We start from the raw sequence: 26516 nt of genomic DNA on the forward strand, positions 1-26516 counted from the left end.
GTTTTGAAGACCATCCAACTGGGTTTAATCTGTGTCGCCTTGTGCTTAAGCACATTCAGTCGAGCCAATTCCGTTCAGGTGTATGCAGCTGCAAGTCTGGGCCCGGCATTGACGGATGTGATTCGGCATTATCAGCTGCAACATCCAGAAGCCAAGATTGTACCGGTTTTTGGCACTTCATCGACCTTGGCCAAACATATTGTCCGCGGTGCAAAAGTCGATCTTTATTTTCCGGCCGATCAGGACTGGATGACCTATCTGGTGAAACGCAACAAGGTCAAAGCCAGTCAGGTCAAACCAATTATTTATAACCAGCTGGTGGCAATTGCCCTGAAAGATGCGCGGATTCCGTTTCGGGCGCATCCTACCTTTAATTTTCCTCAGGCCTTTACGGGCCGGCTGTGTACCGGACAGGTCGATTCGGTGGCGATTGGAAAATATGCCAAACATAGTCTGACCAAGCTGGGCTGGTATAAACGGCTGGAAAAACGCATTATTGGCGCGTCGGATGCCCGGGCTGCTTTGGCCTTTGTCGAGCGCGGTGCCTGTCAGGTCGGCATTGTTTATCGCAGCGATGCCGTCAGTAGCGATAAAGTAAAAGTGCTGGGTGCGTTTCCGGTACAGACCCATCCGGACATTGTCTATACCGCGGCTTTAACCAAACAGGGTGAAAAGAATCGTCAGGCGGTCAAGTTCCGGCGCTATCTGGGTAGCGTCGCGGCTCACAAGATTTTTGTTCAACATGGTTTTCGTCCCTAGGTTGCTGCTTTGATGCTCAGTCCCGAAGAACTAAGTGGTTTATATCTGTCTGCTAAAGTGGCCAGTGTCGCGACCTTGTTTTGCCTGCCATTTGCAATTTGTCTGGGCTGGATGCTGGCACGCTATGAATTTCGCAGCAAGTTTTTGCTTGAAGCCATGTTACAACTGCCGATGGTTTTACCACCGGTAGTGCTGGGCTATGTATTGCTGGTGCTGTTTAGCCCGCAAGGCTGGATTGGACAGGTTTTGGCCCACTGGGCATTGAGCTGGCGTTTAACTGGAAAGGCGCAGTACTGGCTGCCATGCTAGTGGCGTTTCCCTTGCTGGTTCAACCGATTCGTTTGTCTTTGCAAATGTTAAATCCACAGCTGGAACAGGTGGCAGCCTCACTTGGGGCTGCGCAGCTGAAAGTCTTTTTCAGTATTAGCTTACCGCTGGTGCTGCCCGGGATTCTTATGGGCAGTATTCTGGGCTTTAGCCGCAGTCTGGGTGAATTTGGCGCCACCATTACCTTTGTTGGCAATATCCCGGATGAAACCCGCACCATTCCCATCGCTATTTATACGCTCATTCAACAGCCTGATGGCGAAGCTGCTGCCATGCGTCTGGTGCTGTTATCCACCGGCTTGGCTTTTGCCGCCTTACTGGCCAATTATTTTATTCTGCACAGATATCAACGTAAATTGGGGCAAAGCTGATGCTGGATTGTCAGATTGATTATCAGAATGCGCAGTTCAAATTACAGCTGCAGCTGGCCTGTGCAGAGCAGATTGTTGGCATTCTGGGGCCCTCCGGTTCCGGGAAAACCAGCTTTCTGCATCTGCTGGCTGGACTGTTACGGCCGCAACAGGGCCGGATTGTGCTGAATCACCGTTTATTGCTCGATACCCAGCAGCAGGTATTTGTGCCTGTGCATCAACGTAAAATTGCCCTGATTTTTCAGAAAGCCCTGTTATTTCCGCATTTGAATGTTGAGCAGAATTTAAGATATGCAGAAGGTTTACAGCCGCTGGCACAGCGTAAATTTGAGTTTGAGCAGATTGTTGAGCTGTTAGAACTGTCCAGGCTGATTCGACGCAAAGCGCATCAATTATCCGGCGGGGAAGCACAGCGCGTTTCGATTGGCCGGGCTTTATTGTCTGCACCGCAGTTATTGCTGCTGGATGAACCTTTAAGCGGACTGGATCAGCAGTTAAAACAGCAGATACTGCCATTTTTAAAACGCATTCAGCGCGAATTGCAGCTGGGTATGATTTATGTGACCCATCATCCGGAAGAACTGCTGGAACTTCAGGCCACGGTGTATCAAATGCAAAAAGTGCAGGGCATCAGCAGTTTGCAACGGGACAAGGTAGTACCTTTGATTCAGCCGGTTTGTTAAAGCTCGGCAATTTGCTGTTGTAGCTGCTCCATCTGCTCGGTTAACTGTTTCATCATGATTTGCGCAATCCGGGAAAGCTGTCGTTTCGGTGCCACACACAGGGCCAGCGTCAGTGGATATAAACCTTTGTCCTGAACCGGTTTAAAGATGGCTGTTTGATGTTCCAGGAGCGGCAGTGCATCTAAATAACTCATTAGCCCCAGCCCCAAATTCTGCTTTAACAATGACATTAACATGCGAATGTCATTACATTCGATGCGGCTACGAGGACTAAACTGATGGTGCTTATACAGCGCGCTGACATATTCATGAATAATCAGCGGTGGTGCTGGCATTAAATGGGCATAAGGCAAGGTATCGGAAAAATACAGCGGTGTTTGTTCTGCCAGAGGATGCTCAACTGGAATCACAAAACCCAGCGGAATTTCCACAAAAGCCACCACTTCTAAATGCGGATGCGCTTGCGGATTCAGCAGCAGACCAAAATCCAGCTCCGCGGCCTGAATCATCTGCGCGACTTTTTCACTGTCCAGCACATGCACGTGAAAATCAATCCAGGGATAATGCTGGCTCATGTGTTGCATCGACTGCAGCACAAAACTTTCGCTGAGCGCTGAAATTAAGCCAAATTCAATGCTGCCACGATGCAGGCCCTGAATTTCATCAAAACGGATGCGGGTCTGCTGAAATTCCTTTTGCCATTTTAACAGATCGGCATACAGTAACTCTCCGGCCAAAGTCAGCCGTAGCCCATGATTCAGACGTTCAAATAGTGCAATCCCAAGTTCCTGCTCGGCCAGTACAATTTGTCGATGCACGGCAGATACCGAAATAAACAGCTGTTCGGCTGCCTTACGCAAGCTGCCGGTTTGCGCCACCGCAATAAAATAGTCTGAAAAACGCGAAAATGGGGTATTCACCATTTAAGACCTGACCAGCGTGATATTGATAGATTTTAAAAGAGCAAGATCTGCGCCAGTTCAGGCCAATTTTGACTAAAGTGTTCGAATATTTAGAACAGATCATCAAAAACATTCTAATAGACAGAAAAAGCAGAAGCTCTTAATTTAAAACAGGAAATTAACAATAAACGACATGAGAAAACCGCGGATTTCCGTTTGTTCTTGACCCTGTATAGCTTAAAAGTGAGCCAGCCTATGAATGCGATTCCTGTAATCCACCTGTTTGCCCAACCCCATGACAGCCGCTTTGATGCCAGTGACTGGCATATTCTGGCGCAGCATTGGTATCCGGTGGCGCGAATTCAGGATGTCAGCAGCCAGCCGCAACAGGTGACCTTGCTAGATGTGAAAATGGCGCTGTACCGGACAGAAAGTGGTGACATCCAGCTGGTGCGGGATATTTGCCCACATCGCGGTGTGCCTTTAAGCAAAGGCTGGGTAGAGGGCGTGGAAATTGTCTGTCCTTATCATGGGCTGCACTATAACCGTGCCGGCAAATGCACCAAAATTCCGGCCCAGCCCGACCTGACCCAGATTTCGGAGCGTTTTAGCCTGACCACGTTTCCGGTGGTGCTGAAATATGGTCTGGTCTGGACCAGCCTGTTCGGGCGCGATGAACAGGCAGCCAATTTTCCGGTGCTGGATACTTGGGAAGATGCTGAGCATCAATCCATTTTACCACCCAGTGTGGATATTGCCGGTTCCAGCGGCCGTCAGTTAGAAGGCTTTATTGATGTTGCACATTTTGCCTGGGTACATCATCAGGCCTTTGCCGATCGGGACAATCCGGTGGTGCCGAAATATCATACTGAACGTACTGACTATGGCCTGAAAAGTATCTATATTTCCAATGTCAGTAATTATCCGCATGGCATGCAGCATTTAGCACCCGAAGGCTTTTTATGGACGCGTGAGTTTGAGGTTTATCCACCCTTTGCAGCGACCTTGACCATTTATTTTCCGAATGATGGCATCTTGAAAATCTTAAATGCCTGCTGTCCGGTATCGGCCAATCAGACCCGGCTATTTGTGCCTTTAACCCGGAATTTTGATACCACCGGTGACCTGCAAGCGGTTTACGATTTTAATGCGCAGATTTTTGCCGAAGATCAGGACATGGTAGAAAGCCAGAAACCGGAAGAGCTGCCGCTGGATTTAAGCATGGAAGCCCATTTTGAGGCAGATCGCTCCTCGGCCTTATACCGCCGGATTCTGGCCGAATGGGGTCTAAGTAAACGCTATATCGTGTAGCAAATTTCATTGAGTTGAAAGCGAGGAATTGAAGGCGAGTTTAGGCAGGATGACTGGCCTGATTGGATTTAAAGGCTTTATCCAGCACATGCCGGTGAATAAAACGCAGCTTGTCTTTTACTGGCTCGGTCAGTTTAAACGGATAGGCATCATCCAGCCCGATACTGCGATTCAGCGCATTCAGATTAAAGGTCAGGGCAATCCAGTTTTCTAGAATATGTTCAATATCCTTGCCGCCAATGGGACATTCGGTAAAGTACAGATTGGCCAGGGTGCGGCCGTTACCTTGCACCCGGATTCCGGCAAAATAGGCGGTTTCCAAAGTATCCATCATGTGCAGATAATGCGCCCAGGTTTCAGCCCAGTCTTCCCAGGGATGGGTAGTGGCATAGGTGCTGATATAGCTGTCTTGCCAGTCGGAGGGCGGGCCTTGTTCATAATGGCGTTTGAGCGCCATACCATAATCCTGACGCTCATCACCAAAATAGTAGCGGAATTCATCGACCAGTTCCGGATGGCGGTTTTGCATCACATCAAAATAATAATGGCCGCTTTCATGGCGAAAATGGCCGAGCAGGGTACGGTAGTTTTCTCCCATGGTTACGCGCGTGGTTTCCCGATAAACCACATCGGCTTCAATGGCATTGAGGGTAATCAGACCATTGGCGTGGCCGGTCAGCACCGGTTGGCCTTCCATGGGCATTAAAAATTCATAGCGCAGGCCATAGCGGTCATCTTCAGAACGTTTTGGCCGCGGCATAATATTCATGCGCTGCGCCAGATATAAAAACCGCCGTTTAGCCTGTTCCAGATAACGCCAGTACTGGATATTTTCCGGTTCATCTAAATTGGGGATGGTGTGGGTAAGCTGGCAGGATTCGCAATAGATATTTTCATCATCGACGGGAATCATCCAGTTGCAGACCTGATAGTGACTATAATTAAAACAGGGCTTAAATTTCTGATTACGATAGCTTTCATTCAGGCTGACCCATTCATTGTCGCTATCCTTACGAAAGGTGCCCATATCTTTTTCGGAGGCAACAAAGCCAATGGGTGCCTTGCAATATTCACAAAATGAGGCACCAAAAAAAATCTGCTGATGGCATACCGCACATTCAAAATACTTCATTCTTGATCCTCAGCCTGCAGGATACGTCCATTTATCTAAACATAGATTGAGTCAGGAGGGTATTTGAAACCCGCTATAAAATTGTAGCAGATTTACAAAGTTGCCTGATGCGATCAGTCGCTTAGCCTCATTTTGAGTCGAAAAACCATGTGGATGCAAACGGCAAGCATGTGCCTTGCAGTCATTGCATTCCGGATTAAAAGGAACATAAAAGCTGCAAATAGACAGAATTGGAGATTTATTCAGCAAAGCCACGGTAAATGAATGAAAAATGGTCGAATATGCGCCATGAAAGGAGTAGATTAAACCTTATTCCCGATCATATTTTTCATACTCGCATGGCCAGTACCTGGATTCTTTTTACCCTGATGGCTGCATTTATGCAGGCCTGGCGCAATGCCTTTCAAAAACAGCTCAGCATGACGGTCGACGTTTATGGCGTCACGCTTGCACGCTTTATTTTTGCCTTGCCGTTTGCGGTCGGTTATTTGAGTTTTTTATATCTGCAGCAGCCTGCCGCAACGCCGGTTAGCTTTAGCGGGAAATTCTGGCTGTATATTGCTGTGGTGGCTTTTTGCCAGATTCTGGCCACCATTCTCATGGTGCAGCTGTTCAAGCAGAAAAACTATGCCATTGGGGTCGGACTGGCCAAAAGCGAGGCGATTCTGGCGGCTTTAATTGGCGTGGCACTACTGGGCGAATATTTAAGTCTGCTGGGCTGGGTTGGCGTCGTATTAGGCGGCGTGGCAGTCTTTTTACTCAGTAAAGGGCCGGCCAATACCAAGCTTTCTGTCAGCACGTTGGCGATTGGGGTGGGCAGTGGTCTCAGTTTTGCCATTACCTCACTGCTGGTGCGTGAAGCGAGTCTGGAACTGGAGAATTTACCCTTTTTACATCGTGCCGGCTGGGTATTATGTTTTGTGATCGGGCTGCAATGTATCAGCATGTTGTTGTATTTGGGGCTGTTTAGCCGGCATACCTTACAGGCCATGTGGCAGCGACTGGGACTGACCTTTAAGGTGAGTATTTGCAGTTTTCTGGCCTCCCTTGGCTGGTTTAGTGCCATGAGTATGCAGACTGTGGCCTTGGTCAAAACTTTGGGACAGATTGAAATTCTATTTAGCTTGCTGATTTCTGCCTTTTTCTTTAAGGAAAAACTGGCCCGAACCGATCATCTGGGCTTGGTACTGGTGGTGATTGCCGCGATGCTGGTGATCTGGGCTTAAAGTTGAAGTAGATGGGCAGGGCATCTCAGTAGAATCATCAATCTTTTTAAAAATTGCCTAAAAACAAAAAAAGATAATCCGGAGATTATCTTTTTTTAAATGCTTTCAACCGAGCTGGGTTTAGCGTTGAATAAACGCCTGCACCGCCTGATTAAAGGCTTCTGGCTGTTCAATATTGGAAATATGCGAAGCATTAATTTCAAACAGTTCAGCGTTGGCAATGCGTTGTTGCATAAATTCACCATCGGCTACAGTTGTTACCGGGTCTTGCTGACCAGCAACAATGAATACCGGTACCTGAATGTCTTTTAACTGTTCACGTACATCCGCTTTAGCCAAAGCTTCGCAGCAGCTTGCATAACCCTCAGGGCTGCCAGCTCCCAGGTCGTTTGAAAGAGTCGCTACAGTTGCTGCGTTACTTTGGATAAAGGGTTCGGTAAACCAACGACCGGCCGCCGTTGATGCAATAGGGGCCAAACCTTGTTCCCGGACCAGTGCGGCACGCTCATTCCAAGCCTGTTCCTGACCAATTTTAGCGGCTGTATTACAGACCACAACATGGCTAAAACGTTCAGGCTTGTTAATTGCCAGCCACTGACCGGTCAAACCACCCATCGAAATCCCACAGAAGGCTGCTTTTTCAATATTTAAATGATCGAGCAGATTCACCACGTCTTGGCCGAGCTGGTCAAGCGTATATGGACCTTGTGGAGCAGAAGATGCGCCGTGACCACGGGTGTCATAGCAAATGACAAAAAAGTCCTGCTGGAAGTGGTCAATTTGCGGTTGCCACATTTTAAAGTTGGTACCTAGCGAGTTAGAAAATACCAGCGCAGGTTTTGTCGCATCACCAAAGGTTTGGTAATTAATTTCAGCATCTTGAGATGTAAATGTTGGCATTGAATCCCTCCCGACCTCCCTTTAAAAAAGGGAGGGGAAATTTAATTTGTTATCGTATCTTTAAACGCGTTCAATAATCAAAGCGATGCCTTGACCGACACCAATACACATTGAGCACAGGCCATATTTGCCGCCAGTGGCTTCCAGCTGGTTCAGGGCCGTGGTGACCAGACGCGCACCTGATGCACCGAGTGGATGACCCAGTGAAATGGCGCCACCATTCGGGTTCACTTTCGCGGCACAATCTTCCAGACCAAGGTCACGGGTACACGCCAGTGCTTGAGCAGCAAAAGCTTCGTTTAGCTCAATCACATCCATCTGCTCTAACGTCAGACCGGTTTGGGCCAACAGTTTTTTAATGGCTGGCGCTGGACCAAAGCCCATAATGCGTGGTTCTACACCGACTACTGTTGCACCAATAATTTTGGCACGTGGTTTTAAACCGTATTCCGCTACCGCTTCATCAGAGGCAATTAATAATGCTGCTGCACCATCGTTAATACCTGAGGCATTACCAGCAGTCACGGTACCATCGGCTTTGACCACAGGTTTTAGCTTGGCCAAACCTTCTAACGTGGTTGATGCACGTGGATGCTCATCGGTATCGACCACAACTGGTTCGCCTTTACGCTGTGGAATCACTACAGGTACGATTTCATTTTTAAAGAAACCTTTGGCTTGTGCGGCAGCGGTACGTTGCTGGCTTTCAAACGCAAACTTGTCCTGATCTTCACGGTTAATGTTGAACTGTTCTGCCACGTTTTCTGCAGTTTGTGGCATGGTTTCAACACCATACATTTCTTTCAGTTTCGGGTTAATGAAGCGCCAGCCCATGGTGGTGTCTTCAATTTTCTGGCTACGGCCATAGGCAGATTCAGATTTACCCATCACAAATGGTGCACGTGACATGCTTTCTACACCACCCGCCACAATCAGATGTGCTTCACCGGCTTTAATGGTACGCGCCGCCATGGCAACCGCATCCAGTGATGAACCACATAAACGGTTTAAAGTTGTTGCAGGCACCTGATGCGGCACACCCGCTAATAGCGCAGACATACGACCCACGTTACGGTTGTCTTCGCCGGCCTGGTTGGCACAGCCGTAGATCACGTCATCTACTTTTTCCCAGTTAACACTTGGGTTACGCTCCATCAGCGCCTGAATGGGAATGGCACCCAGGTCATCTGTACGTACAGGAGCAAGTCCACCTGCGTAGCGACCGAATGGGGTGCGAATAGCATCAATGATATATGCGTTTTTCATTTTTTCTGTTTCCTAAATTCTTTTTTAATCCCCCTAAATCCCCCTTTAAAAAAGGGGGACTTTTCCTCCCTTGCTTGCGCTGAGTTTTTAAAGCCGTGCTTTAAAACTCGCTCAGGGAGGTTGGGAGGGATTACTTAACCCTGTGTCGCATCAATCAGCTTCGCACCGGTCAGGGATTGCAGCTCTTCAAATGACAGACCGTCAACTTTCTCAATCACTTTCATGCCTTCAGCAGTCACATCAATCACGCACAGGTCGGTATAAATACGATCTACACATTTCAGGCCAGTTGCTGGATAGCTCAGCTCCGCTACAATTTTCGGCTCGCCTTTTTTAGTCACGTGATCGGTAGTGATAAAGACTTTCTTGGCACCAACTGCAAGGTCCATTGCACCACCTACTGCAGGAATTGCATCTGGGGCACCAGTATGCCAGTTGGCCAGGTCACCATTTTCTGCAATCTGGAAGGCACCCAATACGGCGATGTCCAAGTGACCGCCACGCATCATCGCGAAAGAATCTCCATGATGGAAGAAACAGCCACCGGTTAGCATGGTTACATATTCTTTACCGGCATTGATCAGTTCCGGATCTTCTTCACCTGGCGCAGGTTTTGGACCAAAGGCCAATAAACCGTTTTCAGAATGCAGGAATACATCTTTATCTGCAGGCAGGTAGTTTGAAATTTTGGTTGGCAGGCCAATCCCGAGGTTGACATAGGCACCATCTGGAATGTCTTGGGCAACGCGTTCAGCAATCTGGTCACGTGTTAATTTGGTATAGCTCATCGTGTTCTCCTTCACGTATTTATGCTGATTGTTCAGGCTGTTTGGCAGCAACTGACACCACATGCTGTACAAAAATACCCGGAGTGATGATGTGCTCAGGATCAAGCTCACCCAGTTCAACCACTTCTGCGACCTGTGCAATGGTGACATCTGCCGCCATGGCCATAATCGGGCCAAAGTTACGAGCAGATTTACGGTACACCAGGTTGCCCCAACGGTCGCCTTTGTAGGCTTTAATTAAAGCAAAATCGGCTTTAATCGGGTTTTCCAGAACGAATTCTTTGCCTTCGTAATTTAAGGTCGGTTTACCTTCAGCCAGTAAAGTACCAAAGCCAGTTGGGGTGTAGATTGGGCCTAAACCCATACCTGCAGCCTGAATACGGCAAGCCAGGTTACCTTGCGGCACCAGTTCCAGCTCGATTTTGCCAGCACGATACAGTTCATCAAAAATATAAGAGTCAGACTGACGAGGGAACGAGCAGATGATTTTACGTACAGCGCCTGCTTTGAGTAATTTGGCCAAACCGTAGTCGCCATTACCGGCATTGTTATTGACGATGACCAAATCCTTGATGCCCAGTTCAATCAGGCCATCAATCAGTTCAGCAGGCTGACCTGCTGTACCGAAACCACCAATCATGATGGTTGAACCATCTTTAATTTGAGAGAGCACATCTTTTAAAGATGCTGAGCTTTTATCAATCATAGTTGTTTCCTAGTCAAACAAACTTCATTGACCCGTGCTTTTGCTTGGGCTTGAAGGTGAGGTCAGTCCTGATAAACCGGTTCTGCTTAAAATGACATGAGCCAGAATACCCAGACAAATTCCCCAAAAAACTGAGCTGAGACCTAAAAACTGCATACCCGATGCAGTTGCCAGGAAGGTAATAAGTGCTGCGTCACGCTGGTTTTCCTGATGCATGGCGGCATTTAAATTGATGCCAATGGCTCCTAGAAGTGCCAGACCGGCCAATGCTGCCACCAATTCTTTCGGGAGCAGGCTAAACAGCATCACAATGCTGCCGGCAAATAAACCGCCTAAAATGTAGAACAGGCCGTTGGCAATCCCGGCGATATAGCGCTTTTCTTTCAGTTCATGCGCGTCTTTGCCCATGCACAGCGCGGCGGTAATTGAGGCCAGGACAATAGTGATCCCGCCAACACACGCCACCGCCAGCGAAGCGATACTGGTGGTGGTAATAATGGGTTTAGCCGGCGTGTCGTAGCCACTGAGCTTTAAAATGGCCATCCCCGGTAGAAACTGACCAGACAGGCTGACTAAAATCAGCGGTAAGGCCAGGTTAAGGGTCGAGTTCCAGGTCCATTCCGGCGCAATAAACTGCGGCACTGCCAGGCTAAAACTCATTTCGACCGGATTCATGGTGCCGAGCAACAGGCTCAGGCCAATTCCGGTCAATAGTACATACAGCATGGCATAGCGCGGACTAAAACGTTTGGCCAGTAAGAACACCAGCAACATGCCAAATACAATAAACGGCATGTTATTACTGGCAGTAAACAGGCCAAAGCCAAACTGGCACAAAATGCCGGCCATCATGCCCGCTGCAACCGCTTGCGGAATTAAGGCCAGCAATTTGTCGAAATAACCGGTAATCCCAATAATGAAAATCACCACGGCTGAGGTGATGTAGGCTGCAACGGCTTCGTTCAGGGAAATATCAGGAAAGAGGGTGACCAGCAAGGCCGTTCCGGGTGCCGACCAGGCGGTAACCACCGGAACTTTGAATTTAATTGAAAGGAAGATACCGGCAACGGCTGCGCCAATAGAAATGCCCCAAATCCATGAAATCATCATGGCATTGGACACTTGAGCCTGTTGGGCTGCCTGGAAGAAGATGATTAAAGGACCGGCATAGGAAATCAGTACAGCTAAAAATCCTGCAACTGTGGCTGATAAGGACCAGTCTTTTCTTAAGGTATCTAACAGGTGACTCATTGTTTGCCTCCGTGCAAGTCTGGCAATGATCCTGTACAAAAAAGATGATCAGGTTAACCCTGATCACCACCACCTACAGGTACAACCGTACCTGTCATGTACGATGATTCATCAGAAGCAAGGAATAAAATCGCATTCACTTGTTCCTGAATGGTGCCGTAGCGCCCCAAGAAAGTACGATCAATTGTTTGATCTACCACTTCTTGCATCCACGCTTGTTCTGATTCAGAAAGCGGGTTGGCATTACGTGGTACTTTGCGTGGTGGTGCTTCAGTGCCGCCTGTGGCAATTGCATTGACGCGAATACCGTCTTTGGCGTGTTCAAAGGCAAGGGAAGCGGTTAAGCCATTCACACCACCTTTTGAAGCCGAATACGGCACACGGTTAATACCACGTGTTGCAATAGAAGATACGTTTACAATCGTACCTTTTTGATTCTTAATCATTTCTGGCAACACGGCACGGCAGCACCATAGGGTTGGGAACAATGAACGATTCACTTCCTTGATAATTTCTTCTTCAGAAAATTCTTGGAAAGGTTTCATCCAGATTGCACCACCGACGTTGTTGATGAGTACATCTACACGACCATAGGTATCGAGTGCTTTTGCAACGACAGATTCTGCACCTGCAAAAGTTTCAAGATTGGCTTTTACAGTAACAGCATCGCCACCAAGCTCTTCAATTTCAGCCAACACTTCTTCTACATAAGGAGAAAGGTCAGCCATGACTACTTGTGCGCCTTCGCTAGCCACTTGTAAAGCCACACCGCGACCAATGCCTTGAGCAGCACCAGTCACGATTACAACTTTGTTTTCAAATCTTTTTGAGCGATTCATTGTATTCTCCGACTATGTTTCTAGACTGTCTAACAAACTTAGTTGGCAGAGAATTTTTCAAATAGGAAGCTTGCAGGTTTAACACCTTCTGCATCTAACCAGCCACGTACCGCTTCTACCATTGGCACTGGACCACATAGGTAGATGTCTACATCACCACCGTTGAGCCATTCGTTTTCGATATGGCCAGTCACGTAACCTTTACGCTCGTGTGCAGATTCTGGATTTGCCACAACAGTGCGGTACTCGAACCAAGAGAATTTTTCTTGTAGTTCGTTTAATTTTTCAATTGCAACCAAGTCAAAGTCATTGGTCACACCAAAGACTAAACGTACAGGGTGCTCAGAACCTTTTTCTTCAAGCACTTGCAGCATAGACATAAATGGTGCAATACCCGTACCACCCGCTAACATCACCACAGGGCGTGCTACATTACGTAAGTAGAAGCTACCAAATGGACCCGTAAAGGTCATTTTGTCGCCAGCTTTAGCGTTTTGGCTTAAGAATTCGCTCATTTTGCCGTTTGGTACGTTACGTACCACAAAGCCAGTTAAGCGGTTGCCAGGCTTAGAGCTGAAAGAATACGAACGAGTTTCTGTTGTGCCTGGAATACCCACATTCACATATTGACCTGCAAGGAAGTGAATATCTGGTTGACCTTCATCTAACTGAATATCAAAGGTAATAGTCGAGTCAGATAAGTTTTCAACACGTGCCAATGTACCTTCAAATGCATGAATTTCAGTTTTACATACATCAGAAGTGGCTTGAATTTGGAATACTGCGTCTGAAGTTGGTTTACATTGGCATGCAAGAATATAGCCTTGTTCAGCTTCTTCTGGTGTCAATGCATCTTCAATATAAGTTTCTTCAGGCATGTCATACGAACCTGATTCACAAAACGCACGGCACGTTCCACATGCACCGTCACGGCAGTCCAAAGGAATATTGATCTTTTGACGGTAAGCTGCGTCTGACAGTGTTTCACCATCTGTAACAGAAATAAAACGTGTAACGCCATCTTCAAATTGAAGTGCAACATTGTGGTTTGACATGGCTGAATATCCTATAGAAATCTTTAAAACTTGACCTTTCAGCCAAAATTCCATCTGGCTGAAAGGTTTTTACCTAGCTGTAAATCAATACAGTCTTAGAGGTGATAAATGTCGATTACTTGGTTGATGTAATCGTTTTTCAGCACCACGTACTTGCTTAAAATTTGTGGTTTGTCGCCAGAAAAGTCGATTTCGTAGCGTGACATACCAAAGTAGCTGTAGTTGGTTTTGTAACGGAAACTTAAGGTGTTCCAGTTAAAACGTACAGTCACTTTATCGCCATCACGTTCAACAATTTCAATATTGCTGAGGTTATGGCAGGTACGTGTGTCTGGCATGGTTGCAGACGAACGTTCAGTTTTGATACGGAACACACGGTCTTCCAAACCTTGACGGTCTGGGTAGTAAATCAAAGAGATTTCAAACTGTGGATCTGTAGTTAATTGGTCATCGTCATCCCAAGCTGGCATCCAGAAAGAAGCAGTAGGAGCGTAGCACTGTAACCACTCATCCCATTGTTCATCATCTAAAAAGCGAGCTTCTTGATAAAGGAACTGTGCAACTTTTTCTAAAGTGATGTCGCTCATGCGTTTTCTCCTTCAGTTGCAGCAAGCTCTTTCTCGTCAGCAATCGCTTTTTTCATAAGTTTGAGCCAGAATTCGTGTTGAGCAAGGTATAAACCTTCGTCTTCAGTTTTAATACCTGAAAGTTTTGGTTTTAAACCAATTTCGTTGGCTGCATCGTCTGGACCTTGGATCCAGTGTTTGGCACCACGGCTCATGTCGTTCCATTCCAGGGCAATACCGGCATAACCTGCCTGACATGCACGGAATTCTTCAAGATCGTCTGGGGTTGCCATACCTGATGCGTTAAAGAAATCTTCGTATTGACGGATACGGCGTGCGCGTGCTTCTGGCTCTTCACCCACAGGTGCGATACAGTAAATAGTCACTTCAGTCTTATCTACAGACAGCGGACGTAACACACGAATTTGTGAACCGAACTGATCCATGAAGTACACGTTTGGATAGATACACAGGTTACGGGAACGCTCGATCATCCATTTCGCCATTGGCGCACCGAATTTCTCGGTATATTCATCTTTTTTGGCAAAGTTTGGACGGTCTTCCGGGTTGGCCCATTGTGTCCAAAGCAGCATGTGACCATTTTCAAAGCCGTAAGAACCACCGCCTTGTTTGCCCCATGAACCTGCACTCATAGCACGAATATTGTCGCCAGCTTCTTTTTCTTTACGTTGCTGAGTTGTTGCAGCGTAGTTCCAGTGTACTGCAGATACGTGGTAACCATCGGCACCGTTTTCAGCAGTCAGCTTCCAGTTACCTTCATAGGTATAGGTTGATGAGCCGCGTAATACTTCCAGACCCTGGTCAGACTGACCCACGATCATGTCAATAATTTTGGTGGCTTCGCCAAGATATTCTTCTAGTGGTGGAACATCCGGGTTTAAGCTACCGAACAAGAAACCTTTATAGCTTTCAAAACGGGCAACTTTTTTCAAGTCGTGTGAACCGTCTTTATTGAAGCAATCTGAATAACCCGCATCGGCAGGGTCTTTCACTTTTAACAACTTACCAGAGTTGTTGAAAGTCCAACCGTGGAATGGGCAAGTATAAGTTGCTTTGTTACCACGCTTGTAACGACATAACTGTGCACCACGGTGTGAACACGCATTGATCATGGCATTCAGTTCACCTTGACGGTTACGTGCAATGATGATTGGCTGACGGCCCATGTAAGTGGTGTAGTAGTCATTGTTGTTTGGAATTTGGCTTTCGTGTGCCAAATAAACCCAGTTGCCTTCAAAAATGTATTTCATTTCTAGGTCAAACAGGGCTTGGTCTGTGAATACTGAACGGTGTAGTTTAAATTCACCAGATTCAAAATCATCAACCAATAGCTCATCAATGCGGTCTAAGTGGCTGGTGTTAATTACAGGAATACGAGGCATGTCCTTTCTCCGACTTTCCAAGGAGGGGAAGTCATCGGGATGAATCTAATGATTACATCCCGATTCCATTCAAATTATGCGCTTGCGCGGCGACGTTCAACTTCAGTAGAAGGAGCGCCTTCTTTATCTTTCTGAAGAACAACGTTGAATTGGATATATTTGAAAGGACCTTTCAAACCACGACGTGCGATTTCAGCTTCGTCAGTTACGTCTACAGCTTCAGCAACTAGACCTTCACGAGTACCGAATGCGAAGTCGTCCCAAAGGTATTTATCACCTTCGATGTTGAACTGAGTCGTAAGCTTACGGTAGCCAGGTGCAGAGATGAAGTAGTGCACGTGAGCTGGACGTTGACCGTGACGAGAGATTTGGTTCAATACACCTTGAAGTGGACCTTCAGGGTTTAAGCCATAACCTACAGGCATAGTTGTTTGAGCAACATATTGACCTTTTTCGTCAGCTAAGATTGAGCGACGTAGGTTGAAGTGGCTTTGTGACTTATCAAAGAATGAATAGTTACCGTGGCTGTTTGCATGCCATACTTCAACTTTAGCACCAGGAATGATGTTGCCGTCAGTGTCAGTTACTGTACCTTCAATGATTAAAGTCGGGATTTTGCCTTCTTCAGAACCATCGTCCATACGAGCAAAACCAGTAGATTCAGGCGCACCTGCAACATACAATGGACCTTCAATTGTACGTGGCGTACCACCAGTCAAGCCTGCTTTCGCGTCAGCTTCGTCAGCACGTAAGTCTAGGAAGTGTTCAAGACCTACAGCAGAACCCATCAATGCAAACTCATCAGCTTTTGCAATATCAATGATAGTTTCAATACCTTTCCAAACTTCTGATTGGCTTAAATCTAAGTCTTCAATCGCTTGGAATAAATCTGTAACTAAACGAACAAGTACCTGTTGTACACGTGCATTTACTGGACCTTCTGAAGTGTCCACGTTACAAGCTTTAACTACATTTTCAATGGTTTGACGATCCATACAATTACTCCTTGAATGTATGTATATAGTTGTCGTGGCTGCCTGAATGCTTGTTTGGCTGGCTGATCTGGCTGGCCACAATCCTTGTTTATTTACCCTTTGGACTTCTAAAGTCGCTACCCCGATAGCGGCTTTAAATTCTTAAAATACCGATATGAACTGTGAATCAGGTGTCATCATCACGGACAGAAGATGGGTGGCGGTTAAGCGCCATCACTTCAATATTCATGTATGGATACAACGGCAGACCTTGCAGCAGGTTGTGCAGTTCTTCGTTGCTCTCAACATCAAAAATACTGATGTTTGAATACTGGCCTGTAATGCGCCAGATATGACGCCATTTACCTTGGCGCTGTAATTCCTGCGAATATGCCTTTTCAACGGCTTTAATTTCATTAGCGCGTTCAGCTGGCATATCGAGTGGAATATTGACATCCATGCGTACGTGGAAAAGCATGTCTAGCTCCTTTATTGACGACGTAAGCGGTCAAGCTTGTCTTCATCCAGTTCAATACCTAAACCGGCAGTGGTTGGTAACACCAATTCAAAGTTTTGATATTGCAATGGTGTTTTTAAAATTTCTTCCGTCAGTAGCAATGGACCAAACAGTTCGGTGCCGTAAGCCAGGCTTTCAAACGTCGAGAACACATGCGCTGAAGCAATGGTTCCTACCGGGCCTTCAAGCATGGTGCCGCCGTATAGGTCGATATTGGCCAGCTTGGCAATTTTGCCAACCTCACATCCTTCAATCAGGCCGCCGGACTGCGCCACTTTAACTGCAAAAACTGATGCGCCATTGTTACGGGCAATCTGGTAAGCGCTGTTTGGACCCATTAACGATTCGTCTGCCATAATGGCAATATCGAAACGGCGGGTGAGGCGACGCATCGCATCGAGGTTTTCAATGCCGCATGGCTGTTCAATCAGGTCAACACCGCCATCTTGCAGCAGCTGAATACCTTTAATGGCTTCAAGCTCTGACCAGGCACGGTTGACGTCAACACGAATAGAAACGTCTTTGCCTAATGCTTTTTTGATTGCCAGCACGTGTTCAACATCTTCTTCAACCGGACGAGAACCGATTTTCAGCTTGAACACATTGTGACGTTTGATTTCAATCATCTTCTGCGCTTCAGCGATGTCTTTTTCAGTATTGCCTGAAGCCAATACCCAAAGCACAGGAACGCTGTCACGTAAACGGCCACCAAGAATTTCACTCAGTGGTAAACCGAGGCGCTGTGCCTGAATGTCCAGTAAAGCAGTCTGGATGGCACATTTGGCAAAACGGTTGCCGTTAATATTCTTTTTCAGGGCACGCATGGTTTGTGCAAAGTTCAAACCTGCCAATGTTTTTAGCAAAGGTGCGAAGTAAGTATCAATATTGGTTTTTACGCTTTCTGGGCTTTCTTCACCGTAGCCTAATCCACCAATTGTGGTTGCTTCGCCCCAGCCCACAAAACCATCGTCTGTGGAGATCTTTACCAATACCAGGGTTTGCGTCTGCATTGTCGCCACCGCCATTTTGTGTGGACGAATGGTTGGAATCTCGACAAGCATGGTTTCAATGGATTTATACATCACTTTACTCTTCGCAATCTTGCGTTGTGTATCTGATGTGATATACCTTAAAAGAATAGAAACGCACTGTCGAAGATCATTTTGGCATTTTATTATATTCTAAAGGTATGGAAAGGGTATGGAACTTAGACATCTCAGATACTTTGTTGCTGTGGTAGAAGAACAGAGTTTTACCAAAGCAGCTGAAAAACTGTTTATTGCGCAACCACCTTTAAGCCGTCAGATCCAAAATCTGGAAAGTGAGCTTGGAATTCAGCTATTTGAGCGCGGTAGCCGCCCATTACAGACCACTCCGGCAGGCCAATTTTTCTATCAGCATGCCGTAAAACTTTTGTCTAATGCGGAAGAGATCAAAACCATGACCAAGCGGGTGGGAATGGTCGAGAAAACCGTGACCATTGGTTTTGTGGGCTCTTTACTTTATGGTTTACTCCCCAGAATAGTCTATTTATTCCGCCAACAACATCCTAATTTAAAGATAGAACTGGTTGAAATGACCACCACCAACCAGATTCAGGCCTTAAAGGAAGGTCGTATAGATGTCGGATTTGGCCGTTTACGCATTTCCGATCCGGCCATTCGACGTATTTTATTGCGTGAAGAACCGCTCATGGTCGCTGTGCATGACAGTCATATATTTGCAACAAAGCGGCAGGGTATATACCTTTCAGATATTGTCGAAGAAAATATTTTTCTCTATCCAAACCATCCCAAACCGAATTTTTCGACCCAAGTGCGCGGCCTGTTTTCCGAATACAGTCTGGAGCCGCGCAGTTTAAAAGAAGTGCGTGAAATTCAGCTGGCTTTGGGGCTGGTAGCTGCCGGCGAAGGTATGTGTATAGTCCCGGAAAGCGCGCGTACCATACAGTTGCCGCATTTGAACTATATTCCTTTACTCGATGATGCTGCTAAAAGCCCGATTTTCCTGGCGATTCGCAGTATGGATGAAAGCGAAGATATCCGCTCACTGTTTGACAGTATTTATCAGGTCTATGATCTGGAAGCGATTAAATATGATCGTACTGTAATTTAAGGGCGTTGAAGTTTAGCTCTTTCCATCCTTTATATAGATAAAGTTGCAACAGGTCTGAACGGCGCGCTTTTGTTCAGACCTTTTTTTATGTTTCACAGTTTAAAAATAAACTTTAATTTATATTTCCTACATAAAGATAGATTGTTTAAAACATAAACAATTGTTTATAAAACTAATTTTTTCGCCTAACTTTTTAGGTATGAATATATATGCAATCGGTTTTGGACAAAAATAACGCATTGGGTCATTGTTTACAAAAATTTGGACGGTTTCACAAGCAGGAGGCTTATCGTGAATACAACAGATTCAGTAAACATCAATACGGTGGTTGATAACGCGAAATTTACGCCATTTCACTGGGGCGTACTTTTATGGTGTTTATTAATTATTATCTTCGACGGCTATGACCTGGTTATTTACGGGGTGGCTTTACCACTATTGATGCAGGAATGGTCACTTGGTGCGGTAGAGGCAGGGCTATTGGCCAGTACTGCACTATTCGGGATGATGTTCGGTGCCATGAGTTTCGGAACGCTCTCCGATAAACTGGGCCGAAAAAAGACCATTATGATCTGTGTGGCCATTTTCAGTGGCTTTACCTTCCTGGGCGCTTTTGCCAGTAACCCGATTGAGTTTGGTATTTTACGTTTCCTTGCCGGTTTAGGTATTGGCGGCGTGATGCCAAACGTGGTGGCATTAATGACTGAATACGCGCCAAAACGGATTCGGAGTACTCTGGTTGCCGTGATGTTCAGTGGCTATGCTATTGGCGGGATGACCTCTGCCTTGTTAGGTGCATGGCTGGTGGCAGATTATGGCTGGAAAATCATGTTCTACCTAGCAGGTACACCATTATTGCTGTTACCGCTGCTGTGGAAATTCTTGCCAGAATCCCTGATGTTCCTCACCAAAAAAGGTGAAACAGAACAGGTCCGCACCTTTGTACAGAAAATTGCTCCAGAACAGAATATTGCGCCAAATACCCAGTTTGTGCTAAATGAAGTGATGGCCGGTGATGAAGCCCCATTACGTGCACTGTTCCAGCAAGGTCGTACCTTCAGTACCTTAATGTTCTGGGTTGCGTTCTTCATGTGTCTGTTAATGGTCTATGCATTGGGCAGCTGGTTACCAAAACTGATGATTCAGGCCGGTTATTCACTCGGTGCAAGTATGCTGTTCCTGTTCGCGCTGAATATTGGCGGTATGGTCGGTGCAATTGGTGGCGGTGCCTTGTCAGATCGTTTCCATCTGAAACCGGTATTGACCATTATGTTCACCGTGGGGGCAATTGCGCTAATCCTGCTTGGCTTTAACAGTCCACAGCCAGTGCTGTATACCTTAATTGCCATTGCCGGTGCAGCCACCATTGGATCACAAATTTTACTATATACTTTCGTCGCACAGTTTTACCCGACTACAGTACGTTCAACCGGTATGGGTTGGGCCTCTGGAATTGGCCGGATCGGCGCGATTGTCGGGCCTGTGCTGACTGGTGCACTGCTTACTTTAAACCTGCCACACCAGATGAATTTCATGATGATTGCCATCCCTGGTCTAATTGCAGCCGTAGCGATCTTTATGGTAAATCTGAAAGTCTCGGTAGATGGTGCCAAAGCCAAGCAGGAAAGCTTCGCCAACAGCAATGTCAAAGCAGTCAAAAGCTCTGCACATTAATCTCTGAGCAAACCGCTAGCTTGAGTTCTTCAGGCTAGCCAAACTTTAAAACAATGAAACTTTGTCAGGAACGACAAAAACGGATAGTCACAGGATAAGTGTGCCCATGAAAACAATGATGATCAAACCTTTAGTAATTGCTGTCGGTTTAACAATGAGTGTAATGGCCAATGCGCAAAGCAGCCAGGAAGTTGAGCAGCTTCGTCAGGAAGTGCAACAACTGAAAGCACTTGTTCATCAATATGCTCAACAAAATCAAACGGTTCAAGCGAATTTAAACCAACTTGCCAATACTGCGGTACAACCACCTGTTGCACAAAAAGCCAGCACTGAAAAGCGCGGCTTGGGTATGACGCTGGGTAATGCTGAATTTAACCTGTATGGAAACGTCCGTATGGATGGTTCTTATCAGGTTGAGGGCAGTAGCCGAGATTTGCCATATAACCATATTAATGCCGTAGCGTTAGAAGGCAATAATGAAAGTAGTGATCGTTTAAGATCAACACTTTCTGCTACACGTTTAGGTTTGGATTTCAAAAGCCCTGTGGGTGATCAAGACGTAAAAGGTAAAATTGAAGTCGACTTCTTGGGCGGTTCAAATTTTGATAACTTACGTATTCGTCATGCTTACTTAAATTATGGCAACTGGTTAATTGGTCAAACCTGGTCTAACTTTGCGGTACCGGATTATATGCCGGAAACAGTCGATGCTTTGGCCTATGCCGGTGGCGCAGTTAAACGTACCCCGCAAGTGCGTTATACCGCGAAATTCAGCCCGCAAACCAATCTGGTGGTGGCTGCTGAAGACCCAAAAGATAACAGCATCACCCAGCGTTTACCGGCTTTAACTGCGCGCTTAAATCATCAGTTCGCCGATAACATGAGCGTGAGCGCACGTGCCATGGGCCATGAAAAACGCATCAATTCTGATGAAGAAATGGCGTGGGGTGTGGGCTTGGGCGCTAAATATGATGTGACCCCAAGCACGACTTTAAAAGCAGACTACTACCATGTGAAGGGTGATAGCAGTTTTGTGTCTTTTGCCAATACCGGCACCATCCAGGGGGTGAATGGTCTGGAGCAAAGCGAGTTTGATTCGATTACTGTCGGTCTGACCCAGAAGTTTAATGAAAAACTGCGCGGCACAGTGGGTTATGGCTATATGAGCTTTGATCAGGATGCTGATTATCTGGCAGCGACTCCAGCAGATAAACGAACTGGCGTTAACAAAGACTTATGGCAGGCATGGGCCAATGTCTTCTATAGCCCGATCAAGCCGGTTAGCTTAGGTCTGGAATATGTCTATGGTGAGCGTGAAGCAGTAGTTCCTGCGGCCAATGGCAGCAAAACAGGTGAAGACAACCGTATTAATATGGTGGCCATCTATAACTTCTAATTACACGCTATACATTAAAAAAGCCAGAAGGACACTTCTGGCTTTTTTTGTTTTAGACTTTTTTGGACTTAAGTCTAATGTGGGGGGGAAATTACAGCAAAAATATCAGGCATTTTCACCGAGTCTGACAAAAGCATACGACATTTTCATGAAAAATCCTGCGCCTGCACAAAAGCAAATCAGAACAATAAAACTTCTCCCATCGAAGTCGGGACCGAAAAAGTGCAGAATCTTGTCAGACAAAACCAGCTAAAACATAAGGAAAAGACAAGTTTTGTCCTGCATTCACATGGAATCGAGATCATGAATCTATATAGTGGGCATGAACATTAAAAAAAGAACATCCGTTCACTGAAAAAATCATGAGGCCGCTATGAGCACTTCTGTAGAGTATAAACCCGAGTGGATTCGAGAAGATTTTATTGATTTTATTGCAGAAAAAATAAATCCAGTCTGGGCATTGAAAAAGGTCAAAGCCTGCGTTGTTGAAATTCAGGCATTAAGTCCAGACTTTTATAAAATTCATTTACGTCCCAACCAGAATTTTCAGGCACAGCGTTTTCAGGCCGGACAAAGTATTCTGGTCACGCTGGCGATGAATGGGGTACGCCAGCAGCGCAGCTATTCCATTGTCACTTTGCTCGATAACGGCGATGTGATTCTGGCCATCAAACGACAAGGTAAAATGTCCAATGCTTTGACCCGGTTACCGGCAGGGGCTGTGGTGGAGCTGTCCCAGCCGCAGGGCAATTTTGTGCTGCCGGCACAAGTTCCATCTTTATGTTTTATTGCATCGGGCAGTGGGATTACCGCCATTTATTCCTTATTACAAAAAGCCGTGGTCAGCTCGACCCAGCCGATAGACCTGCTGTATTTCACCCGGGATGATGCCTTCCATGCCGAAATTAAAACCCTGGCGCTGATGTATCCGCATTTTAAATATCATCATTTTAATACCGTAGAACAGCGTCAGCATTTGTCTTTGGCCTTACTGCAAAACACGGTCGAGCAACTGGGTGAGCGACATATTTATGCTTGTGGTTCAGCCTCGATGATGCAGGCCGCCCAGCAGATTTGTCAGCAGCTGGATTTAAGCGAGCAGTTTCATTCCGAGTATTTTCAAATGACCGCAGATGAAACTCTGGAGGCGCAGCCGGTGCAGTTCTTGCGCTCGCAGCAGGATTTTCAGGCCAACAGCAATTTGCTGGACAGTGCCGAAGCCGCCGGGCTAAGACCGGCCCATGGCTGTCGTATGGGAATCTGCAATACCTGCTCCTGTACCAAAGTCAGTGGCAGCGTGCGTAATCTGCTGACCGGTGAAATTGACCATAACCATAATACCCAAATCAAACTTTGTGTGACGCAGGCAATCAGTCCTGTCGTGATTAACTTATAATCTGGAGGGAACATCACATGAATATGCCTGCCGCGTTACATCCGAACAGCAAGTCAAAATATTTAACCGAGGCTCAGATTCAGGAATTTGGTGCCAAAGTGGAAGCCATCCGCCGTGAAGTCATGGACGATCTGGGCGAGAAAGATGCCCAGTATATTTATAAAATCCGTAATTTTGTCCGCTATAGTGAAATTGCCTCACGTGGGATGCTGATGTTTGGCGGCTGGATTCCGCCAGTATGGTTATTGGGGACTGGTTTACTCGGATTATCCAAAATTGTTGAAAATATGGAGCTGGGTCATAACGTCATGCATGGCCAGTTTGACTGGATGAATGATCCGACCCTGAACGGTGCCAGTTATGACTGGGACACCATTGCCACCGGAGACGACTGGAAATATACCCATAACTATATTCATCACACCTATACCAATATTGTCGACAAAGACCACGATGTCGGCTATGGCTTGCTACGGGTTAGCGAAGCACAAAAATGGGAACCGCGTTTTTTGATGAATATTCCGCTGGCCATTCAGCTGATGGTATTTTTTGAATGGTATGTGGGGCTGCAACGTCTGCATTTAGAAGATGTACTGGTTTATAAAACCAAAACCTGGAAACAGGTCTGGGATGAAGCGGCCGGTTTAAGAAAGAAAATGCGCCGTCAGGTGGTCAAAGATTATGTCTTTTTCCCGCTGCTTGCCGGGCCAAATGCCATTCCGGTTTTTGCCGGCAATGCTGTCGCCAATGTGATTCGCAGCCTGTGGGCATCCGCGGTGATCTTTAACGGCCATTTCACTGAAGATGCGGAAAATTTTGAAGCCGACAACACCGAAAATGAAAGCCGGGCTGAATGGTATATCCGCCAGATTCGCGGTTCGAGTAATTTTAGTGGCACCCAGTGGCTGCATATTTTAAGTGGAAATTTAAGCCATCAGATTGAGCACCATTTATTTCCGGATATGCCGGCCAACCGTTATGCCGAAGTAGCGCCAAAAATTAAAGCGCTGTGTGCAGAATATGGTATTCATTATAATGAAGCCAATTTTATCCAGCAGTTTTCCAGTGTCTGGGTGCGTCTGGCCAAGTGTTCGGTGCCAAATCACTGGCAGGACAAAATCGGGCAGGGCGGTCACCTGATTCGTACCTGTCTGGCCCAGCTGAAAGCCAAATTCCAGTAACAGCAGATTTAGCCAGCTTTTATAAGACCAGAAGATAAGATGTCTTTTGGTCTTTTTTTATTTTGCATAACTGCTGCATTTTTTACTCAAGACTCAAACTTGAGTGCAACAGCGCTACAGGAGCATGAGCTATTTTTACAGAAAAAACGCCCGGTCTTGCCGATTATGTAACTGAATTATATTTATAAGTTTCTGATATCTCTGCGCTTTATTTTTGAGCAGCTGGCAAGTTAACGTGGTTTAACAAAACTGAACTATGGTGATTTTGGCGAATCTCCTAAGCTGGTTTGAGTGAAAAATAATGGAAAATAACAAGATGTCAGTTGTCTCTCAGAACAGTTATCGCCCCTTAAAACTCGAACGACAAAAAAGCTATCGGGAGCTGTTTCATTTCTTTCTGGATGAAAGCACGCCAGCACCAGAAAAAGAAAAGCTTTCGGCCCAGCTTTTACAGCGCGAGCTTCACCAGATAGATCCCCCATCTATTCCTTTACCCGATGAGCCAGTCCAGATCAAAGACTGGCTTTTTCAGCAGAATATGCAGAATTGTGAACGCTATCAGCAGTATTTAAGCCGGCGTCAGGCAGGTGGTCAGCGTGAATACTTTCAGCATGTAGCAGCAGCCTATGACTTTCTGGTGAAAGTCGCGCCAGTAAAATATGTCGATGGTTCCTGGCTGTATAGCACCTTAAAACATTGGTCTGATCCGAATTTTCAGCATCTGATCATGATTTATCTGGAAGAGCTGGGCCTCGGTTCAGCCAAAGCCAATCACGTGTCGATGTATCAGCAATTGCTCAGCAGTCTGAATCTGCAAGATCTGGTCGAAGGACTGGAAGATGAATACTATTATCAGCCCGTGGTACAACTGGCGCTGGCCTATGCGCCGCAGCAATATCTGCCGGAAGTGATTGGTTTTAATTTAGGCTATGAACAGTTGCCGTTGCATTTGCTGATCAGTAATTATGAACTGGCTGAACTGGGGCTGGATCATCAGTATTTTAATGTGCACATTACCATTGATAACCTGGACAATGGTCACGCGCATCGTTCAGTCGCCGCACTGGAATATGGCTATAGTCAGGCCGCCAATAAAACAGAGTTTATTGACAAACTGAAACGCGGCTATGCTCTGAATGATGTTGGCCTAGGCTCGACTGAAATTATTAAAAACAGTGATTTAACCCCGCTGATTGAAAAGATTTTCAAGAAAAAAGCCGTGGTCGGCAAGCTGATTCATAATAACCGCTGCCGCTTTGCTCAAGCATCGGTGAATGAATGGCTCAGCAATGACCAGAAAGTGGTCGAGTTCCTTCAGGTATTACAGGATAAACAGTGGATTAAACGCGGCCAGCATCCGAGTGAAAGCCGCTTCTGGCAGCTGATTCACAATGAAGAAGGCAAAATGTTCGGTGTATTTTCAGTCGCTGAACAGCAGATTATTTATGACTGGATTGCTCAAGCCTATACCGAACGCCGTGCGCCGTTCAAAGCCATAACGCCAGTGCAGCAGGCCGATGATTATATTGTCGATTATTTCAATTCCAGCGAACAGCAGGCCTTGCAGCAACAACTGAAGCTGGCGCGTAACGCGGAAGAAAAAATCAATCTGCTGTTGCCTTACTTGGCGCCGCATCAGCATCATAATCCCACTGGTTTATGGGCCACGCGTCAACTGACCCAGTTTTTATTCCCGCAGGCGCTGCAGCAGATTCAATAAAATCTGATGATCTACTTGTCATCACCTAACAAAATGCCAATCCTAAGGATTGGCATTT

24 protein-coding genes and 1 pseudogene are annotated in these 26516 nt (G+C 46.3%); 11 read left to right on the top strand and 14 right to left on the bottom strand.

Going from position 1 to position 26516, the window contains the following annotated elements:
* Positions 1–3 precede the first annotated feature (3 nt).
* The 3 genes and pseudogenes from modA to FTT89_RS09710 all read left to right on the top strand — a co-directional run bounded on the left by modA (position 4) and on the right by FTT89_RS09710 (position 2140).
* On the top strand, positions 4–759 hold the full coding sequence (gene modA / locus FTT89_RS09700; RefSeq protein ID WP_168405625.1) for a molybdate ABC transporter substrate-binding protein: 756 nt from the start codon (positions 4–6) through the stop codon (positions 757–759).
* 12 nt (positions 760–771) lie between these two features.
* Positions 772–1457 (top strand): annotated as a pseudogene (modB, locus tag FTT89_RS09705) (molybdate ABC transporter permease subunit).
* Entirely contained in the window at positions 1457–2140 is a 684-nt protein-coding gene (locus FTT89_RS09710) for an ATP-binding cassette domain-containing protein (RefSeq protein ID WP_168407200.1), read from the top strand. The pseudogene modB and the gene FTT89_RS09710 overlap by 1 nt, the downstream one beginning before the upstream one ends.
* Here FTT89_RS09710 and FTT89_RS09715 read toward each other — a convergent pair.
* Positions 2137–3060 (bottom strand): LysR family transcriptional regulator, encoded by a 924-nt coding sequence (locus tag FTT89_RS09715; RefSeq protein ID WP_180108553.1) that lies wholly within the window; start codon positions 3058–3060, stop codon positions 2137–2139. The genes FTT89_RS09710 and FTT89_RS09715 overlap by 4 nt on opposite strands.
* Before the next feature lie 237 nt (positions 3061–3297).
* On the opposite strand from FTT89_RS09715, the gene FTT89_RS09720 reads away from it, so the two are divergent.
* Entirely contained in the window at positions 3298–4353 is a 1056-nt protein-coding gene (locus FTT89_RS09720; protein ID WP_180108554.1) for an aromatic ring-hydroxylating dioxygenase subunit alpha, read from the top strand.
* A gap of 40 nt (positions 4354–4393) precedes the next feature.
* Here the strand turns inward: FTT89_RS09720 and FTT89_RS09725 are convergent, their stop codons facing one another.
* Positions 4394–5485, bottom strand: a complete 1092-nt coding sequence (locus FTT89_RS09725) for a putative zinc-binding metallopeptidase (protein ID WP_168397673.1) — start codon at positions 5483–5485, stop codon at positions 4394–4396.
* Between the two features lie 338 nt (positions 5486–5823).
* On the opposite strand from FTT89_RS09725, the gene FTT89_RS09730 reads away from it, so the two are divergent.
* The gene (locus tag FTT89_RS09730) at positions 5824–6711 is read left to right on the top strand and encodes a DMT family transporter (RefSeq protein ID WP_180172851.1); all 888 of its coding nucleotides are present in this window, start codon (positions 5824–5826) and stop codon (positions 6709–6711) included.
* A gap of 120 nt (positions 6712–6831) precedes the next feature.
* Here FTT89_RS09730 and pcaD read toward each other — a convergent pair whose 3' ends face one another.
* From pcaD to FTT89_RS09790, 12 genes are all read right to left on the bottom strand, one after another.
* Positions 6832–7611 carry a 3-oxoadipate enol-lactonase gene (pcaD, locus tag FTT89_RS09735; RefSeq protein WP_005178103.1) on the bottom strand — a complete coding sequence of 260 codons (780 nt, stop codon included), beginning with the start codon at positions 7609–7611 and terminating at the stop codon, positions 6832–6834.
* Between the two features lie 60 nt (positions 7612–7671).
* Positions 7672–8877 carry a 3-oxoadipyl-CoA thiolase gene (pcaF, locus tag FTT89_RS09740; RefSeq protein WP_180172852.1) on the bottom strand — a complete coding sequence of 402 codons (1206 nt, stop codon included), beginning with the start codon at positions 8875–8877 and terminating at the stop codon, positions 7672–7674.
* 134 nt (positions 8878–9011) lie between these two features.
* Positions 9012–9665 carry a 3-oxoacid CoA-transferase subunit B gene (locus FTT89_RS09745; RefSeq protein WP_016658115.1) on the bottom strand — a complete coding sequence of 218 codons (654 nt, stop codon included), beginning with the start codon at positions 9663–9665 and terminating at the stop codon, positions 9012–9014.
* A 19-nt stretch (positions 9666–9684) separates the two neighbouring features.
* A complete protein-coding gene (locus tag FTT89_RS09750; RefSeq protein ID WP_016658116.1) occupies positions 9685–10371 on the bottom strand; it encodes a 3-oxoacid CoA-transferase subunit A in 687 nt (228 codons plus the stop codon).
* Between the two features lie 24 nt (positions 10372–10395).
* Entirely contained in the window at positions 10396–11622 is a 1227-nt protein-coding gene (gene benE / locus FTT89_RS09755; protein ID WP_087662389.1) for a benzoate/H(+) symporter BenE, read from the bottom strand.
* 53 nt (positions 11623–11675) lie between these two features.
* Positions 11676–12461: a benzoate diol dehydrogenase BenD gene (gene benD / locus FTT89_RS09760; protein ID WP_160241299.1), complete on the bottom strand. Its 786-nt coding sequence runs from the start codon at positions 12459–12461 to the stop codon at positions 11676–11678.
* Positions 12462–12499: 38 nt separating this feature from the next.
* On the bottom strand, positions 12500–13516 hold the full coding sequence (gene benC, locus FTT89_RS09765) for a benzoate 1,2-dioxygenase electron transfer component BenC (RefSeq protein WP_019837573.1): 1017 nt from the start codon (positions 13514–13516) through the stop codon (positions 12500–12502).
* A 95-nt stretch (positions 13517–13611) separates the two neighbouring features.
* A complete protein-coding gene (benB, locus tag FTT89_RS09770) occupies positions 13612–14103 on the bottom strand; it encodes a benzoate 1,2-dioxygenase small subunit (protein WP_180006487.1) in 492 nt (163 codons plus the stop codon).
* Positions 14100–15485, bottom strand: a complete 1386-nt coding sequence (gene benA, locus FTT89_RS09775; RefSeq protein ID WP_160241301.1) for a benzoate 1,2-dioxygenase large subunit — start codon at positions 15483–15485, stop codon at positions 14100–14102. The genes benB and benA overlap by 4 nt, the downstream gene beginning before the upstream one ends.
* Before the next feature lie 74 nt (positions 15486–15559).
* Positions 15560–16480: a catechol 1,2-dioxygenase gene (catA, locus tag FTT89_RS09780; RefSeq protein WP_160241302.1), complete on the bottom strand. Its 921-nt coding sequence runs from the start codon at positions 16478–16480 to the stop codon at positions 15560–15562.
* 166 nt (positions 16481–16646) lie between these two features.
* Complete coding sequence (gene catC, locus FTT89_RS09785; RefSeq protein ID WP_005178078.1) at positions 16647–16937, bottom strand: muconolactone Delta-isomerase; 291 nt, start codon at positions 16935–16937, stop codon at positions 16647–16649.
* An 11-nt stretch (positions 16938–16948) separates the two neighbouring features.
* Positions 16949–18058 carry a muconate/chloromuconate family cycloisomerase gene (locus FTT89_RS09790; protein WP_016658119.1) on the bottom strand — a complete coding sequence of 370 codons (1110 nt, stop codon included), beginning with the start codon at positions 18056–18058 and terminating at the stop codon, positions 16949–16951.
* 118 nt (positions 18059–18176) lie between these two features.
* Here FTT89_RS09790 and FTT89_RS09795 point away from each other — a divergent pair, with 118 nt between their 5' ends.
* The 6 genes from FTT89_RS09795 to FTT89_RS09820 all read left to right on the top strand — a co-directional run bounded on the left by FTT89_RS09795 (position 18177) and on the right by FTT89_RS09820 (position 26458).
* Positions 18177–19091, top strand: coding sequence for a LysR family transcriptional regulator (locus FTT89_RS09795; protein WP_104473128.1), 915 nt, complete (start codon positions 18177–18179; stop codon positions 19089–19091).
* 291 nt (positions 19092–19382) lie between these two features.
* On the top strand, positions 19383–20765 hold the full coding sequence (locus tag FTT89_RS09800; protein ID WP_005178072.1) for an aromatic acid/H+ symport family MFS transporter: 1383 nt from the start codon (positions 19383–19385) through the stop codon (positions 20763–20765).
* A gap of 106 nt (positions 20766–20871) precedes the next feature.
* The gene (locus tag FTT89_RS09805; RefSeq protein WP_180006488.1) at positions 20872–22161 is read left to right on the top strand and encodes a DcaP family trimeric outer membrane transporter; all 1290 of its coding nucleotides are present in this window, start codon (positions 20872–20874) and stop codon (positions 22159–22161) included.
* A 373-nt stretch (positions 22162–22534) separates the two neighbouring features.
* Positions 22535–23557, top strand: coding sequence for a ferredoxin reductase (locus FTT89_RS09810; protein ID WP_180006489.1), 1023 nt, complete (start codon positions 22535–22537; stop codon positions 23555–23557).
* Positions 23558–23574: 17 nt separating this feature from the next.
* On the top strand, positions 23575–24738 hold the full coding sequence (locus tag FTT89_RS09815; RefSeq protein ID WP_005178063.1) for an acyl-CoA desaturase: 1164 nt from the start codon (positions 23575–23577) through the stop codon (positions 24736–24738).
* Between the two features lie 316 nt (positions 24739–25054).
* The gene (locus tag FTT89_RS09820) at positions 25055–26458 is read left to right on the top strand and encodes an iron-containing redox enzyme family protein (RefSeq protein ID WP_228721972.1); all 1404 of its coding nucleotides are present in this window, start codon (positions 25055–25057) and stop codon (positions 26456–26458) included.
* The last annotated feature ends 58 nt before the right edge of the window (positions 26459–26516 follow it).

Origin of the sequence: Acinetobacter sp. YH01025, assembly GCF_013420185.1 — a bacterium.
Classification (GTDB): domain Bacteria; phylum Pseudomonadota; class Gammaproteobacteria; order Pseudomonadales; family Moraxellaceae; genus Acinetobacter; species Acinetobacter indicus.

Bases quoted from the DNA above. Each gene is read 5' to 3' on its own strand.
- benA (WP_160241301.1), bottom strand. From the start codon at position 15,485: ATGCCTCGTATTCCTGTAATTAACACCAGCCACTTAGACCGCATTGAT.
- FTT89_RS09710 (WP_168407200.1), top strand. From the start codon at position 1,457: ATGCTGGATTGTCAGATTGATTATCAGAATGCGCAGTTCAAATTACAG.
- benD (WP_160241299.1), bottom strand. From the start codon at position 12,461: ATGAATCGCTCAAAAAGATTTGAAAACAAAGTTGTAATCGTGACTGGT.
- catA (WP_160241302.1), bottom strand. From the start codon at position 16,480: ATGGATCGTCAAACCATTGAAAATGTAGTTAAAGCTTGTAACGTGGAC.
- pcaD (WP_005178103.1), bottom strand. From the start codon at position 7,611: ATGCCAACATTTACATCTCAAGATGCTGAAATTAATTACCAAACCTTT.
- FTT89_RS09815 (WP_005178063.1), top strand. From the start codon at position 23,575: ATGAATATGCCTGCCGCGTTACATCCGAACAGCAAGTCAAAATATTTA.
- FTT89_RS09725 (WP_168397673.1), bottom strand. From the start codon at position 5,485: ATGAAGTATTTTGAATGTGCGGTATGCCATCAGCAGATTTTTTTTGGT.
- benB (WP_180006487.1), bottom strand. From the start codon at position 14,103: ATGAGCGACATCACTTTAGAAAAAGTTGCACAGTTCCTTTATCAAGAA.
- FTT89_RS09750 (WP_016658116.1), bottom strand. From the start codon at position 10,371: ATGATTGATAAAAGCTCAGCATCTTTAAAAGATGTGCTCTCTCAAATT.
- FTT89_RS09805 (WP_180006488.1), top strand. From the start codon at position 20,872: ATGAAAACAATGATGATCAAACCTTTAGTAATTGCTGTCGGTTTAACA.
- FTT89_RS09810 (WP_180006489.1), top strand. From the start codon at position 22,535: ATGAGCACTTCTGTAGAGTATAAACCCGAGTGGATTCGAGAAGATTTT.
- FTT89_RS09745 (WP_016658115.1), bottom strand. From the start codon at position 9,665: ATGAGCTATACCAAATTAACACGTGACCAGATTGCTGAACGCGTTGCC.
- FTT89_RS09790 (WP_016658119.1), bottom strand. From the start codon at position 18,058: ATGTATAAATCCATTGAAACCATGCTTGTCGAGATTCCAACCATTCGT.
- pcaF (WP_180172852.1), bottom strand. From the start codon at position 8,877: ATGAAAAACGCATATATCATTGATGCTATTCGCACCCCATTCGGTCGC.
- FTT89_RS09720 (WP_180108554.1), top strand. From the start codon at position 3,298: ATGAATGCGATTCCTGTAATCCACCTGTTTGCCCAACCCCATGACAGC.
- catC (WP_005178078.1), bottom strand. From the start codon at position 16,937: ATGCTTTTCCACGTACGCATGGATGTCAATATTCCACTCGATATGCCA.
- FTT89_RS09730 (WP_180172851.1), top strand. From the start codon at position 5,824: ATGGCCAGTACCTGGATTCTTTTTACCCTGATGGCTGCATTTATGCAG.
- benE (WP_087662389.1), bottom strand. From the start codon at position 11,622: ATGAGTCACCTGTTAGATACCTTAAGAAAAGACTGGTCCTTATCAGCC.
- FTT89_RS09820 (WP_228721972.1), top strand. From the start codon at position 25,055: ATGTCAGTTGTCTCTCAGAACAGTTATCGCCCCTTAAAACTCGAACGA.
- benC (WP_019837573.1), bottom strand. From the start codon at position 13,516: ATGTCAAACCACAATGTTGCACTTCAATTTGAAGATGGCGTTACACGT.
- FTT89_RS09795 (WP_104473128.1), top strand. From the start codon at position 18,177: ATGGAACTTAGACATCTCAGATACTTTGTTGCTGTGGTAGAAGAACAG.